This window comes from Streptomyces sp. MspMP-M5, assembly GCF_000373585.1.
Taxonomy (GTDB): domain Bacteria; phylum Actinomycetota; class Actinomycetes; order Streptomycetales; family Streptomycetaceae; genus Streptomyces.
On sequence record NZ_KB891905.1, the window covers coordinates 44,089 to 57,326 of the forward strand.

Sequence of the window (13,238 nt, forward strand, 5' to 3'; positions counted from 1 at the left end):
GGGAACTCCGCATGTCCAAGGACCGCTTCTTCCTGCTCGACGCGGGCGCCTCGCGCCCCACCTCCGACCTCCTCCCTCCCGGGGCGACCCTCAAGGCCGGCGCCCACGACACCGAGGGCCGCTTCGTCCTCGTGGAGGCCCGAGGCGCGGGCGGCATCCCCGCTCAAGTCCTCGGCGCCACCCACCCGTTCGGCATCTCCGACGCCTCGGATGCCTCCGGCACCTCCGGCACCTCCGGCACCTCCGGCGCCTCTGCCGCCTTCGACGCATTCGTCTACGTGCTGGACGGCGACCTCGGCATCGACGTCGACGGCCGGACCCATCACCTCACCGGCGGTATGTGCGCCCTGATATCTCGCGGTGTCACCCACGTCGTGCACAACCTTGGCGGCGCCGAATCGGCCGTGCATGCGCTCAGGTTGTCGGCGACGGCTGTCGCAGCGGGGGAGGGGGCGAACCATCCCGAAGCCGACGGGGCCGATGCCCCGGAGCGCTTCTTCGTCCTCCCCCGTGGCGCGGCGCGACCCGGCCGGATCGCGGTGCCGCCCGCCTTCAGCATCAAGGCCCGTACCGCCGACACCGCCGGCCTCTTCTCGTTCCTGGAAGTCACGGTCGCCCAGCCGATCCCGCGACACACCCATCACGTGGCCGACGAGTGCATCTACGTACTCGAAGGCGAACTGCACATCGACTTCGGCGAGCGCCTGCACACCGCACGCCAGGGGCAGTTCGTCCTGCTGCCGCGCGGTGTGCCGCACGCGATCCGCCCCGGTTCCAACCCTCCGCCCCGCGTGCTCCAGATCTCCTCACCCGGCGGCTGGGAGTGCGTGGTCGAGACCCTGATCGAGCACCGGACCGAGGTGAGCAGAGCGGGCCGCTTCGATCCGGCCGCCCTCAACCGCTATACGCGCGAGCACGGCGTCACGTACGAAGAGGGCCCGGCGAACGGCTAGGAGGACTGCCCGTGCCGCCCCGGGCCGCCGGGGCTCACACGGGCGCCCGCCCCGTCGAGTTCCTCGTCGTCCGTGGTGTGACGTGTGGCGGAGAGGGATGTCGGCGGATTCGGTTCGGGCAGTCTCCGGAACAGCAGCCAGCTCAGCGCGGGCATCAGGATCAGCGGGGCCAGCGCCGTCCGGAGGGAGGTCGCATCCGCCAGGCCGCCCATCAGCGGACTGGCGAGACCGCCGATGCTGACGGCCAGGCCGAGGGTGATGCCGCTGGCCGTGCCGACCCGCGAGGGCAGATAGTCCTGGCCGAGCGTGATTTGGAGCGAGAACGGGACGTACAGACCGGCGGAGGTCAGGGCCACGAACACGTAGACCGCCGGGCCCGGCACGAAGACGACACCGGCGACGGCGGCGACGGAGAGCAGGTAGGACCGGCGGACGGCGGTGACCCGGTCCCAACGGTCGGCCAGTCTGCCACCGAGCACCGTGCCGACCGCCCCGCCGAGGTAGAGCACAGCCAGGGCTGCGGTGCCGGCTGCCGGTCCGCCTCCGGTGCGCTGCCGGACGTAGAACGCGAGAAAGGTGCTCAGGCCGATGAAGGCGACGGACCGGCAGGCCACGGCCAGGGAGAGTTTGACGAAGGAGGTCTTGTCGTCAGTGCCCACCCAAGTACCCAAGTTGGGAGCGGAGTTGAGGTTGCTGGCGGTGTCAGTGTCAGTGCCAGGGGTCTTGGTCGTCTGGGCCGGTCCGGCTGCACGTGTGACCCGACGTGTCCGGCCCAGCGCGCGGAGGACCGGCAGGCACAGCACGCTGCCGGCGAGGGCCGGTATCACCAGCAGCGGTGAGTGGTGCAGACCGCCGGTCGAGACGACGGCGGTGACCAGGATCGGCGCCGCGGCGAAGCCGAGGTTGCCGCCCAGCGAGAACCAGCTCATCGCGATGTGACTGCCGCGGCCGGCGATCCGGGCGATGCGAGCGGACTCGGGGTGGTACGCGGCCACCCCGATCCCGGAAACCGCGACGAACACCAACGTCAGCGGGTAGGAGCCGGTGAGACCGCTGAGCGCGATGCCCAGTCCGCCCAGCACCGTACTGACAGGCAGCAGCCACGGCAGCGCCCGGCGATCGGTGAGGGCGCCGAACAGCGGTTGCGCCACGGATGACAAGAGCGATGCGGCAAGGACGATGCCGGAGGCGGCGGCGTAGGTGTAGGCGCGCTCGGCGACGAAGAACGGGATGAGCGATGCCACTGCGCCCTGATAGACGTCCACACAGGCATGCCCGACCGACAGCAGAAGGACCGACGTGTTCCTGGCTGACGTGTTGAGGTTCCGTGGCGATTGGTTTCTTGGCACGGCGCCATGTTCACTGCCGCCCGCGGTGTCGTGCTTCCGATAAACCGCCATTGAGTGACGGAGATCCGCCAAGGCCCGCGTTTCCGCGATGTCGTGCTGTACATCACTTCGAGATTCTTCGAAATGTCGGTAGCCGGCTGTATCCTGGGGTTCATGACGGACAGCGCTACGGCCAACGCGACCTCACCGGATCCCGACCTGGTCGACGTATTGCGAGCGCTGTCGAATCCCATGCGGATGCAGATGCTGCTGTGGTTGCGCGACCCCATGCACCACTTCGCGGGGATGGAGCCGATCGCCGACCCGATCGAGGTGGGGGTCTGCGTGAGCCACATCCAGGCCAAGGCGGGACTCGCCCAGTCAACGGTGTCCGCGTACATGGCCGAACTCCAGCGGACGGGCCTGGTGCGGGCGACGCGCGTAGGCAAGTGGACCCACTACAAGCGCGACGAGCAGCGCATCGCCGAGTTCGTCGCAACCCTCGGCCGGACGCTGTAGGTCTTGGTGTTCGCCAAGCGTCGAGCGCCGATCGGTGATCGGTGATCGGCGTTGACGGAGAAGGCTGTCGATGACTGTGACTGAGACTGTGAACGCGACCGCGGCGACTGCGGCCGCGCAGGGAAAAGTGCTGGTGACCACGCCGAGAGGGGTCGTGGGCCGCCATGTGACCGAGGCGCTGCGCGACCGGAGCGATGTGCGGTTCCTGGTGCGCTCGGCGGCGAGCGCCGCGGCGCTGGAGGGTGTGGTCCGCGGAGAGGTTCTGCGGGGCGACGCGACGAACGCCGAGGACGTGCGGCGCGCGGTCGCGGGCGTGGACCGGCTCTTCCTTGCACACCCGTTCGCGGAGGACCAGATCGCCGCCGAGACGACCCTCGGCGTGGCCGCCGCCGAAGCGGGCGTGCGACGGATCGTCAAGCTCGGCGCCCGGCGCTTCGACGGCGGCCTCGTCCCCGACGCGGTCACCGGCAACCACGACATCATCACCGACCGCCTGCGCGACGCCGGGGTCGAGGAGCTGACGGTCCTTCAACCCGACCGCTTCCTGCAGAACTTCCTCCCCGCGGCAGCCACCATCGCCCAGGGCACCCTGGCCGACCCGGCCGGGCCCGGTGCCCGGGGCTATGTGGATGTGCGGGACATCGCCGAGGTCGCGGTCGCCGAACTCCTGGCGGACCGGCCGGCGGGTGGCGCGATCGAGATCAGCGGGCCCGCTGCGCTCAGCCTGGCCGAACTCGCCGCGTCCTTCGGCGCCGCACTGGAGACGCCGGTGCGATACGTGGATGTGCCGCTGGACGCTGCCTGGCGAACCGGCTTGGCGGAGCACGGGATCTCCCCGCAGATCATCGACGGGTTGCACGACCTGTACGCGAACTACCGCCGCGAGGGCGTTGCGGGCCTGGGCGACGGCGTCCAGCGCCTCCTCGGCCGGCCCCCACGCTCGGCCGACGACTTTGCCAGGGAGGTACTTCGGCCGGCCGCGTTGGACACAGCCGCACAGCGGCGGCCCATCACACACCGTCCGCCCCGCCCGCCCCAAGTCAAGCGCCCTCGGTGAGCGCTCCGCCGGCGCTGGGGAGGGGCCGGGAGGAGGCCGGGGTGCGAGGTGGGATGCGGAGTCTGCCGGTCAGGGCCAGGAAGGCGACCAGGGCGCCCGACGCGAGCCAGCCCGGCCAACCGGTGAGACCCATGTTCAGCGGGTCCAACTGGGCGGTAGGGGCCGCGAGTTCCTTGACCATGCCGACGCTTGCCGTGCTGACGAAGGTGTGCGCGAGCACGGCCGGGAGCACCGAGTCGGAGCGCAGTCGCAGCCAGGTGAAGACCGGCAGGATGAGCGTGCAGCTCACCAACATCGCGGGCACCGAGACGTACCAGGGCCGGCCGGGGTACTGCCCGCCCATCAGTAGCGTGGGCAGGTGCCAGAGCGCGAAGGCGCAGCCGGTGAGGAGATAGGCCCGCAGCAGATGCGTACCGCGGCCGGCCCGGGCCAGGCGCGGGAACAGGTAGCCCTGCCAGCCCAGTTCCTCGCCGAAGAACAACGGCAGCGACATCACCATCTGCACCAGCATCCCGCCCGCCCACGTGCCCAGCGTGCCCCAGTGCAGATCACCCACCTGGTAGACCCCGGCGGCGCTGCCGATGGCGAGCGCGGCGACGGTCAGACCGGCAGGCACGCCCAGTGCCATCAGACAGGCACGTAGGCCGCGACCCCAGGGGCGCGGCCAGCGCAGGGCGAGGGCGTCCCGCACCCGGCCGCGCCGTTCGACCAGGCGGATCACGAGGATCGCGGCGAGGGCGGGCGCGAACATCGCCACAGCGATGCAGGTTTCCGCCAGGCCGCCGGTCTCCTCCCGGGCGTCACCGCGCCGGAAGCCGCTGAACAGCAGCGGTGACATCGCCACCCACATGCCCAGATACGCAATCGCCAGGTACACCGCCGGCCCGCGCAGTCGTCGCCGCGCTCGCTCCCGCACCACAGAGTCCTTCGTCATGGCGGCGACGCTACGGATGCGCCACACACGGCAGAATCCCGCTACCTCCAGTCATTGCCTGGGGGTACCTCCAGGCTCATACACCCCTCATGACCGGTAGCTCCTGCATGACTCGGTCTGCTCACAGGAGTTCGAGCAGTGTCTCGGTGAACTGCTCGGTGGTGGCCGTGCCACCCAGGTCGGGCGTGCGGATGTCCGTCGTGGCCAGGACGGAGGCGAGGGCACTGGTGGCGCGTGGTGCGGAACCCGGCGTCCGCAGGCGGCCGCCGTCACCGGCTGTCGGGAAATGCCGCGACCGCGTGGCCATCTGTCATCTACGGTGGAGAGATGCCCACCGACCCCGCGATCACGACATTTCCCGACGGCTGGGACAGCGAGGCATGCCTGGTCGGCGGCCGTTGGGTGGAGCGACGGCCGCGTCGTCCGGAGGTCGCCGAGCGGCTCCGTACGGAGACGTGGCTGATGCCGTGGCTCGCCCCGCAGCTCCCGCTGCCCGTCCCGGTGCCTGCCGTCGTGGCCGACGATCCGCTGGTGGTCCGGCATGTAGTGGTACCCGGCGAACCGCTCGGCGCACCACTCGCCGCGCACGGACGCCGACTGGGTGCCTTTCTCCGCGCTCTGCACGCCGCCGACACGACAGAGGCGGTACGCCGCGGGGTCCCGGCGAGGGAGCGGACCTGCCATGAACGTGCCGACATGGTAAGGGAGTTCACCTCGCGGGTCCTGCCCCTTCTCCCGGCCGAGCGGCGCCGCCCGGCCTCCGCCCTGCTGGCGCAGGTGGCCGCGCTGCCGGCCCGCACCCTCGTCCACGGCGATCTCGGCCCCGAACACGTCCTGGCCCGTAACGGGCAGCTCACCGGCGTCATCGACTTCGGCGACGTACATATCGGCGACCCCGCCATCGACCTGGCCTGGGCCTTGCACGCCACCCCGCCCGCGTTCGCCGACGCCCTCGCCACCGCCTACCCGGTCACACCGCAACTTCGTCAACATGCCCTGATCTGGCACCAGTTGGGACCCTGGTACGAGGTGACGCACGGGTTGGACCTCGACGAACGGGACACGGTCCGCAGCGGACTGGACGGTGTCCTCGCTCGCCTGCCGGCCTCAGCCTGATGCGCCGCTGCGTGGGTGTCTGACGCCTCCGCCCCGCGCTACCGTGCCCCTGACGGGGCTTCGGTGAACAGTGAGAGTCCGCCGAGGTGCGTAGTCAGCACGTCGACGCAGGTCTGCGGGGCGAGAAGCTCGGGATGCAGGACGGCGCTCAGGCCCAGCCCGTCCAGCAGGGCCGTCAGTCGCTCGGTTTCGACGGTGAGGTCGAGGTCGGGGCGCAGGGTGCCCGTGGCGTCGAGGCGTGTGAGCACGCGGCACACCAGGCGCCGGGTGCCTTCGGCTGCCTGGTGGGACAGCTCGTGGAAGGCCGGGTTGGTGCGGGTGGCCGTGTTGAAGTCGAGGAAGACGGTGACCTCGGCCCGGCGGTTGTCGTCGAGGGGCAGTAGTTCCGCCAGGAGATCGACGGTGAGCCGGAGTTGTTCCGTGCGGGGATAGCGGCTCAGGTCCCCGATCTGCTCGATGTGCCGGAGCATCCGGCCGCCTACCCGGTCGAGCATCGACTGCATCGCGAAGTGCATCAGATCGTGCTGACTGGCGAAGTAGTGCCGTAGCGAGCCGATGTTGAGCTCCGCTTCGGCGGCGACGGCGCGCAGTGAGGTGCGTTGCAGGCCGTCGCGGACGACGACGCGGAACAGTGCGTCGACGACGAGGCGGCGGCGGGCCTCCGGATCCACGTACTTGGGCATGAAGCCTTTCTATCACGGCTGTGATACAACGGAGGCGTAAGGACGTATCACAGGTGTGACAGAAAAACGGGTGGAGGCTTCCTCGTGGAGACGGTTCTCAATCTGATGCTGGTCAGGTTCGGTGTGATCGTGGGCGGTCTGGTGGTGCTGGCGCTGCTGATCTTCGCCGTCGCCTTGACCCTCAAGCGCCGGGGGAGGCTCGATGACGTACGCCGGTACGCGGACCCCGCAGTGCGGGCCGGGTTGCGCGCCGCGGGCCGGCGGCTCGACGAGCGCGTGCGGCGCGGGGCGTCCGGGACGCAGCGGCGGGACGGCCGGCGATGATCGGCCTCGCAGCGGGATCGTCCGAACTCATCGAGCACCTGTTGCTCGACAGTGTCCTCAAGATCGTCATCGTGGTCGCGGCCCTGGGCCTCCTGGCGCTGGGCATGACGCTGATCTGGCGGAGGGCGGGACGACGTTCCAGGGATGACCGCGAGTGAACGGGGCGGCGGGTCCTGGCTCGCCGCCGCGCCCCGCCCTGTCCCGTCCCTCGCCCCTGCGCCGTGACCCGGTCGTCGCCCTGGCCGCTGTCCGTTATCCGTGCTCCGGTACGGCGAGCGCCGCCGCGCTGGCGCGGGCGAAGGCGTCCGGGTTGTCGAGCATGATGTTGTGGCCGCAGTCGGGGATGGGGACGACGGTCACCCCGGCGCCGGCGAGTGCGGCGGCGCCGGCGAGCGGGCCGTCGGCCTCCGGCAGCAGGTAGGTGCGCGGAATCTTCAGGTCCAGCAGGAGTTCCCGCATGGTGGGCACCGTGCCGCGGGTGAGATGGACCGCGCTGCGGTGCAGGGCCTCGCGGCCGGCCAGGCGCATCGTGGACCACCAGTGCGCGCCGACCCGGTCGCGGACCTCCTGCCAGCCACCGGCGAGGAATTCCCGCTCGGAGTAGCCGGCGATGCCGCTGCTGCCGCCCGCGCCGGAGCGGGGCTGGATCGGGTCGAGGTTGGCGTCGATCAGGACCAGGCGGGAGACCAGGTGCGGGTGCCGGACAGCCAGGACGACGGCCACCGCGCCGCCCATGCTGTGGGCGATCAACTGAGCGCCGGTGACCCCCGCCGCGGTCAGGGCGTCGGCGAGGGCATCGGCGTGGGATTCCAGTGTGTAGTCGAAGTCCGTCGGGCGGTCGCTGATGCCATGGCCGAGCATGTCGATCAGGATTGAGCGGTGACCGGCGAGCAGCGGGTGGACCGCGATTTCCGCGAAGTAGGCGGGCGACGTGGCGCCCAGGCCGTGCACGTAGACGCGGGCAGGCTCGCGTCCCGGAAGCTCGACCCAGCGGATTCGGTCACCTGCGGTTGTCACGACGGCGTTGCGCACGGCCTGGCCCCCTGGAGTTGCGATGGACGGAGCAAGAGCGTAACTGCCTGTCCGCAACCCGACTGTGGCAAACCCCGTCAGGTTGCCAGCCGCACCTGGCTGTCAACTCCACCGGCCCGCCGACCCGCCCGGTCGCCAACCCACCGGGTCATCGGCTCCACCCCGTCGTCGGCTTGTCTGGCGACCCGGCTCGAAGTCCGCGGAGCGGAATGGGCTGTCACTTAGGGCGCTTCTGACGGATCTCCGCGGAGGAAGGAGCGCCCTAACCCGGGGCTCCCGCTTCGTGCGGGTTGGGTGCAGGGGCTCCGGGTCGCAGGATTCCGGCGGTTGCGGCGGCCGTGACGCAGCAGGCCACGGGCAGGAACAGCGTGAGGTTGAGCGGTACGACGTGGGTGAGTGGGCCGATGACGGCGGGGCCGGCGAGCATGCCGAGGTAGCCGAGCCCGGCGACCCGGGAGACGTTGGCGCCGGCGTTGTCGGGGTCGAGATGGCCGGCGGCACTGAAGAGTTGGGGAACGCAGCCGGACAGTCCGGCGCCGAACACTGCCCAACCGGCCAGGGCCAAGGGGATCCATGGGGAGAGGGCCGCCGCGGTCAGGCCGACGGCAGCAGCGGCGGCACCATAGCGGAGGATGGCCACCGGGCCGAGGCGGGCGGCCACCCGGTCGGCCAGGAAGCGGCCGAGGGTCATGGTGGTGGCGAACGCCCCGTAGGCGAGGGCGGCGGTGGCGGCGGGCGCGTCCAGGATGGTGCGGAGGTGCAGCGCGCTCCAGTCGTTGGCCACACCCTCGCAGAGCATGATCATCAAGGCGAGGGTTGCCAAATACCAGATGTGGCGGGGAGCGCTGCGTCGAACCCGACTGGGCACGGTGGTCGCGTCGGTGCCCGCTGGGTGCGATCCGGAGGGCGGTAGCAGGGCCGGGGCAGCCAGCGCGGCGACGGTCAGTCCCAGGAGGGCCGCCGTGCCGAGGGTCCCTGCCGCACTCCAGTCCCAGGCGAGTGCGCGTGCGCCTGCCAGGGAGGCCAGCACGCCGCCGATGGAGAAGGTCGCGTGGAAGGCGGACATGACGGGTCGCCGATAGCCGCGTTCGACCTGGACGGCATGGGCATTCATGCTGACGTCCAGGCAGCCGTTGCCGAGCCCGAGCAACAGCAGCGCCGCCCCCAACGTCCAGGCATGCGTGGCCAGTCCGGGCAGGACGAGGGTGAGGCTGCAGACTGCCGCGCTGAGCGGGACGACGGTACGAGCGCCGAACCGGTCGGTGAGCGGCCCGACGATCTGCATGCCGGCGAAGGCTCCCGCGCCGAGCAGCAGCAGGAGCCAGCCGAGCACGGCATGGCTGATCCCCACCCGGTGCTCGATGCTCGGGATGTGGACGATCCACATTCCCATCAGGAAGCCGTTGAGGGCGAAGTAGGCGAAGGTGGCCAGCCGTCCGGCCCGCAACCGCCCGGCCCGCAGCTGTCTCCCTGCCGGCGTCCCCGGCGGCCGCGCCCCCCGTCGCGCCCGCGATCGTGACTGCGTCTCGTGCGCCTGTCTCTGCACCTGCGCCTCCACCTGTGCCTCCACCTGTGCCTGCGTCTGCCTCTTCGGCCGCATCTCCATGGGAACGAACATAACGAACAAAGAATCTGTTCGGAAGATTGTCTATCGCACGCACATCATGTTCAATAGCGTTATGGCTGGTGCAGAACGACTCAGACAGATCACCGAGGCGGTACGCGAGGCCGGGCGCCTCGGCGTTGCCGAACTGGCCGAGCTGACCGGTGCCTCGGAGATGACCATCCGCCGGGACCTGGAGGCGCTGGCCGCCCAGGGGGTCATCGAGCGCTACCGCGGGGGAGCGCGGAGTCTGCTGCTGCGCGGCGCGGAGCCCCCGTTCGCGATGCGTGCCCAGGAGGGGCTGGAGGCCAAGCGACGGATCGCCGCCGAGGTCGCCGGACTGATCGCCGACGGCGAATCGGTCGTCCTCGACAGTGGGACCACGTGCCTGGAAGTGGCCCGTGCGTTGGCCCAACGCCGGCTGACGGTCATGCCGTTGTCCCTGCATGCCGTCAATGCCCTGGCCGACGGCCCGCACCTCACGCTGCTGGTGCCTGGCGGCCGGCCCCGGCCCGGCGAGCTCGCGCTGACCGGCCCTCTGACCGAGGCGTCACTGACCGCGCTGCGCTTCGACACCGCCGTCATCGGCTGTTGCGGACTCAGCGCGGAGCACGGCCTGACCGCCTTCGACCTGGACGACGCCGCGATCAAACGGACCGCGATCGCCTGTGCCAGGCGCATCATCGCCGTCGCGGAGGCGGCCAAGCTCTCCCGTACCGCGCTCGCCCATGTCGCGCCCGCCGCAGCCCTGCACGCCGTCGTCACCGACGCCGCCCCGGACGAGCGGACGGAGCAGTTGGCCACGGCGGGCGCGATCGTACGAACGGTGTGAACGGGATGCCTGGGACCGTCTCTTCGACCTCTTCGGTGGCATCGCGCGGCAGCAGTCGGCCGAGGACCGGCAGTGCCTGGTCCGGACCGCGGGCGTGCCCGCGCCGGACCACCTGGGACGCATACTGGGCGTTGCGCCCGCCCTACGACCGTGGCGAGACCGACGGGCCGGGCTACTGGCAGCAGGTGGCCGCCCGCCTGGCCGTCCCCTTCGACGCCCGGCAGACCGCCGCACTCATCGCCGCCGCCGTCGCGAGTTGGAGCGCCCCCGTCGACCTCGAAATGATCGCTCTGGTAACGGAGTTGGCACCGTTGCCCTCTACGGCCAGGGTGGCGCACGTAAGGTGTGGACGGCGCCGGCCGCGCCTCGCCCTGCGCCGCCTGACCACCGCCGCCTTCGGCACGCTGATGAGCCTGGAACCCGCCATCGTGCTGCTGATCGGCCTGCTGGTGCTCGGCCAGACACCCGGCCTGGTATCCGCGGCCGGTGTCGTCCTCGTCGTCATCGCCGGAGCCGGAGCCGGCGCCACCCGCACCGGCGCCCGCCCACCGGCCGCTGACCAGGAAGACCGCCCGATCGAACTCGCAGTGGGCCTGCGCCAGTGACGGGTCGACGCCGTGAGGCGGTATCGCCGTGACGTGGTGATGCCGAGGCAGCCACCACGGGACGGGGCGGCGGAGGCGGCGGAAGGCGTACGACGGAACCGTCCGTCGAGGCACGGCGCCCGGCCCGCCCCGATCGGCGTCCGCCCGCCGCCCGTTGCTGCCCTGCCGTCACCCACGCATCTCCCGCCGGCCGCCGTCACCTCTGCGACTTGTAACCCATCACCGTCATCATCCCCGACTCCGAGTGGTAGACGTTGTGGCAGTGCAGCATCCACAACCCGGGGTTGTCGGCGTCGAAGTCGACGGAGACCTCCTTGTCCGGCAGGACGATGGTGGTGTCCTTACGGGGGCCGCCGTCGGCCAGAGCGAAGGTGTGGCCGTGCAGGTGCATCGGGTGCCACATCGTGGTCGTGTTGTGGAAGGTGAGCCGCACCCGCTCCCCTTGCTCCACGGGATACCGCGCCGTCGACGAGTACGGCTTCCCGTTGATCGCCCAGTCCCAGTCGTCCATGTTGCCGGTGAGATCCAGCTTGATGGTGCGATCGGGCGTGCGGTTCGACAGCCGTACCGAGGACGCGGCCTTGAACTTGTCCGCGCTCAGCCCCCCGCTCCTCAGCTCCGTCGGGCGGATCTTGTCGTCGGGTGCGTCGCCGCTGCCGGTCCGCAGGAGTGCCTGCGCGGTCTGGTTGTTGCCGCCGGCGGAGAGCGCGGTGAGCGGGAAGACGCCCTCCTTCGCGGTGACCAGTACATCGAAGCGCTCGCCCATGGCGATCAGCAGGCTGTCGGTGTCCTTGTGCTGCACCGGGTAGCCGTCGATGTGCGTCACCGTCAGGTTGTGACCGCCCAGCGCGACCCGGTAGGCGGTGCCTGCGGCCGCGTTGATGAGCCGGATCCGGATGCGGTCGCCGGGCTTGGCACGGAAGGTCTCCCGGTCCCTGGCCACCCGGCCGTTCATCACGTGGAAGGGGTACTCGATGTTGTCCGACGGGTCGTCCGACTTGCGGTGCCTGGCACGTCTGCGCATCCGGGCCACGGCGGCGGCCGCCGCCCGATTGCCGACTCGCTGCATCTCGCTGTGGCCACCGGCCCCGCCGGGCTTGTCCTTGTTCAGCTCGTCCAGCATCGCGTCCGGAGTCATCCCGTCGACCCCGTCCAGCCAGTCGTCGATCATGACGACCCACTCGTGGTCGTACGAGAGGGGCTCGCGGGGATCCTCGACGATGAAGGGCGCGTACAGTCCCCGATCCAACTGCACTCCGACGTGCGGGTGGAACCAGTAGGTACCGGGGATGTCGACCGCGAAACCGTAGTCGAAGGAGGCACCGGCCTTCACGGAACGCTGGGTGACGTCGGGCGAGCCGTCCATGTCGTTGCGGATCTGCACCCCGTGCCAGTGGATGGTGGTGGAGTGCGGGAGGCGGTTGTGGAGGGTCATGGCGACCCGCTCGCCCGCCTTGACCCGGACCTCGTTGCCTGGCAGCAGGTCCCCGTACGCCCAGGTGTCGACGACCTGCCCACCCATGTCGAACTGGGCTTCGGACGCGGTCACCGAGAAGCGGCGTACGGGCCCCGATCCGCGGGCGCGCTCCGCCTTGATGACCTCCGGACCGTCGGGGGAGACGTAACCGGCCGGGGCGGAGCCGTGCGAGCCATGGCCGTCGTGCGAGTCGGGAGGGGGAGGTGTGTGGTGGGAGTGGTGCCGGTGCCGGCCGTTCCTCGTGTCCAGGGCGTAGGCCCCGGTGGAGGTCAGCAATCCGCTGCCGGCGGCAGCCATACCCGCGCCGAGCAGGGAACGTCTGGAGTGCGTACGCATGGGGATACACCTCGTGGCGATCGTGTCGGGGGTGTGGGGTGGACGGCGAGAGGGCGCTTCGCTGCCGCGGACTCCGGGGATGCCGGCGGCGGGGTGCGCGCCTACAGGCGCAGTACCGACAGTCGGACGAGGAGTCTGTGGCGCGGTGGCGGACGTATCGACCACCGCCGGCGCGGCCGCCGGGCAGGGCGGGCGGCCGCCGGGCCGTACTCCCAACGGCCGGATCGCAGGCCGCTACCGAGGCGGAGCCGAGCCGGAGTCCACAAGGAGACCGCGGCCCGGCACGCCGAGGCGGGGCCCGAGGCGCCGCCGTCGGCGTCCGGCGCCGACCGATCGGCTTCCTGGCGCAGCGTCATGTCGTCATGATCGTCGACACTTGGCGCACCGTCATGCCGTGCTGCGCCATCCGGGCCCCGGCCTGGCGCAGAGCTCACGTTCC

At 70.9% G+C, this 13,238-nt stretch carries 15 protein-coding genes; 8 read left to right on the forward strand and 7 right to left on the reverse strand.

Annotated features, from left to right (window positions below):
- The first annotated feature begins 11 nt into the window (after nt 1-11).
- Complete coding sequence (locus B073_RS44310; RefSeq protein WP_018540678.1) at nt 12-953, forward strand: cupin domain-containing protein; 942 nt, start codon at nt 12-14, stop codon at nt 951-953.
- Here the strand turns inward: B073_RS44310 and B073_RS0124270 are convergent.
- Nucleotides 950-2,239 (reverse strand): MFS transporter, encoded by a 1,290-nt coding sequence (locus tag B073_RS0124270; protein WP_202487203.1) that lies wholly within the window; start codon nt 2,237-2,239, stop codon nt 950-952. The two genes, B073_RS44310 and B073_RS0124270, sit on opposite strands and share 4 nt — an antisense overlap.
- Before the next feature lie 216 nt (nt 2,240-2,455).
- Between B073_RS0124270 and B073_RS0124275 the strand changes: the two genes are divergently transcribed.
- Nucleotides 2,456-2,800 carry an ArsR/SmtB family transcription factor gene (locus tag B073_RS0124275; protein ID WP_026247682.1) on the forward strand — a complete coding sequence of 115 codons (345 nt, stop codon included), beginning with the start codon at nt 2,456-2,458 and terminating at the stop codon, nt 2,798-2,800.
- A gap of 133 nt (nt 2,801-2,933) precedes the next feature.
- The gene (locus B073_RS40945) at nt 2,934-3,857 is read left to right on the forward strand and encodes an NAD(P)H-binding protein (RefSeq protein WP_234025152.1); all 924 of its coding nucleotides are present in this window, start codon (nt 2,934-2,936) and stop codon (nt 3,855-3,857) included.
- Here B073_RS40945 and B073_RS0124285 read toward each other — a convergent pair.
- Both B073_RS0124285 and B073_RS0124290 read right to left on the reverse strand, forming a co-directional pair.
- Entirely contained in the window at nt 3,841-4,791 is a 951-nt protein-coding gene (locus B073_RS0124285; RefSeq protein ID WP_063740905.1) for a CPBP family intramembrane glutamic endopeptidase, read from the reverse strand. The two genes, B073_RS40945 and B073_RS0124285, sit on opposite strands and share 17 nt — an antisense overlap.
- A gap of 121 nt (nt 4,792-4,912) precedes the next feature.
- Nucleotides 4,913-5,098, reverse strand: coding sequence for a hypothetical protein (locus B073_RS0124290; RefSeq protein ID WP_018540683.1), 186 nt, complete (start codon nt 5,096-5,098; stop codon nt 4,913-4,915).
- Between the two features lie 20 nt (nt 5,099-5,118).
- Between B073_RS0124290 and B073_RS0124295 the strand changes: the two genes are divergently transcribed.
- Nucleotides 5,119-5,907 (forward strand): phosphotransferase, encoded by a 789-nt coding sequence (locus B073_RS0124295; RefSeq protein WP_018540684.1) that lies wholly within the window; start codon nt 5,119-5,121, stop codon nt 5,905-5,907.
- A gap of 38 nt (nt 5,908-5,945) precedes the next feature.
- Here B073_RS0124295 and B073_RS0124300 read toward each other — a convergent pair whose 3' ends face one another.
- A complete protein-coding gene (locus B073_RS0124300; protein WP_018540685.1) occupies nt 5,946-6,590 on the reverse strand; it encodes a TetR/AcrR family transcriptional regulator in 645 nt (214 codons plus the stop codon).
- Nucleotides 6,591-6,674: 84 nt separating this feature from the next.
- On the opposite strand from B073_RS0124300, the gene B073_RS0124305 reads away from it, so the two are divergent.
- Both B073_RS0124305 and B073_RS47260 read left to right on the forward strand, forming a co-directional pair.
- The gene (locus B073_RS0124305) at nt 6,675-6,914 is read left to right on the forward strand and encodes a hypothetical protein (protein WP_018540686.1); all 240 of its coding nucleotides are present in this window, start codon (nt 6,675-6,677) and stop codon (nt 6,912-6,914) included.
- Nucleotides 6,911-7,072: a hypothetical protein gene (locus tag B073_RS47260; RefSeq protein WP_018540687.1), complete on the forward strand. Its 162-nt coding sequence runs from the start codon at nt 6,911-6,913 to the stop codon at nt 7,070-7,072. Before B073_RS0124305 ends, B073_RS47260 begins: the two co-directional genes overlap by 4 nt.
- Nucleotides 7,073-7,166: 94 nt before the next feature.
- Here B073_RS47260 and B073_RS0124315 read toward each other — a convergent pair whose 3' ends face one another.
- Nucleotides 7,167-7,946 carry an alpha/beta fold hydrolase gene (locus B073_RS0124315; RefSeq protein WP_026247683.1) on the reverse strand — a complete coding sequence of 260 codons (780 nt, stop codon included), beginning with the start codon at nt 7,944-7,946 and terminating at the stop codon, nt 7,167-7,169.
- A gap of 262 nt (nt 7,947-8,208) precedes the next feature.
- A complete protein-coding gene (locus B073_RS0124320; protein ID WP_234025155.1) occupies nt 8,209-9,339 on the reverse strand; it encodes an MFS transporter in 1,131 nt (376 codons plus the stop codon).
- Between the two features lie 286 nt (nt 9,340-9,625).
- On the opposite strand from B073_RS0124320, the gene B073_RS0124325 reads away from it, so the two are divergent.
- Together B073_RS0124325 and B073_RS47265 are read left to right on the forward strand one after the other, a co-directional pair.
- Nucleotides 9,626-10,381, forward strand: a complete 756-nt coding sequence (locus tag B073_RS0124325) for a DeoR/GlpR family DNA-binding transcription regulator (RefSeq protein ID WP_018540690.1) — start codon at nt 9,626-9,628, stop codon at nt 10,379-10,381.
- A 131-nt stretch (nt 10,382-10,512) separates the two neighbouring features.
- The gene (locus B073_RS47265; protein ID WP_018540691.1) at nt 10,513-10,986 is read left to right on the forward strand and encodes a hypothetical protein; all 474 of its coding nucleotides are present in this window, start codon (nt 10,513-10,515) and stop codon (nt 10,984-10,986) included.
- A 196-nt stretch (nt 10,987-11,182) separates the two neighbouring features.
- Here B073_RS47265 and B073_RS0124335 read toward each other — a convergent pair whose 3' ends face one another.
- Nucleotides 11,183-12,799 (reverse strand): multicopper oxidase family protein, encoded by a 1,617-nt coding sequence (locus tag B073_RS0124335; RefSeq protein ID WP_018540692.1) that lies wholly within the window; start codon nt 12,797-12,799, stop codon nt 11,183-11,185.
- Between the last annotated feature and the right edge of the window lie 439 nt (nt 12,800-13,238).

What these genes read in the sequence shown, in the direction of transcription:
- B073_RS44310 (WP_018540678.1), top strand. Translation starts at nt 12, where the DNA reads ATGTCCAAGGACCGCTTCTTCCTGCTCGACGCGGGCGCCTCGCGCCCC.
- B073_RS0124275 (WP_026247682.1), top strand. Translation starts at nt 2,456, where the DNA reads ATGACGGACAGCGCTACGGCCAACGCGACCTCACCGGATCCCGACCTG.
- B073_RS0124285 (WP_063740905.1), bottom strand. Translation starts at nt 4,791, where the DNA reads ATGACGAAGGACTCTGTGGTGCGGGAGCGAGCGCGGCGACGACTGCGC.
- B073_RS0124290 (WP_018540683.1), bottom strand. Translation starts at nt 5,098, where the DNA reads ATGGCCACGCGGTCGCGGCATTTCCCGACAGCCGGTGACGGCGGCCGC.
- B073_RS0124295 (WP_018540684.1), top strand. Translation starts at nt 5,119, where the DNA reads ATGCCCACCGACCCCGCGATCACGACATTTCCCGACGGCTGGGACAGC.
- B073_RS0124300 (WP_018540685.1), bottom strand. Translation starts at nt 6,590, where the DNA reads ATGCCCAAGTACGTGGATCCGGAGGCCCGCCGCCGCCTCGTCGTCGAC.
- B073_RS47260 (WP_018540687.1), top strand. Translation starts at nt 6,911, where the DNA reads ATGATCGGCCTCGCAGCGGGATCGTCCGAACTCATCGAGCACCTGTTG.
- B073_RS0124320 (WP_234025155.1), bottom strand. Translation starts at nt 9,339, where the DNA reads ATGGGAATGTGGATCGTCCACATCCCGAGCATCGAGCACCGGGTGGGG.
- B073_RS0124325 (WP_018540690.1), top strand. Translation starts at nt 9,626, where the DNA reads ATGGCTGGTGCAGAACGACTCAGACAGATCACCGAGGCGGTACGCGAG.
- B073_RS0124335 (WP_018540692.1), bottom strand. Translation starts at nt 12,799, where the DNA reads ATGCGTACGCACTCCAGACGTTCCCTGCTCGGCGCGGGTATGGCTGCC.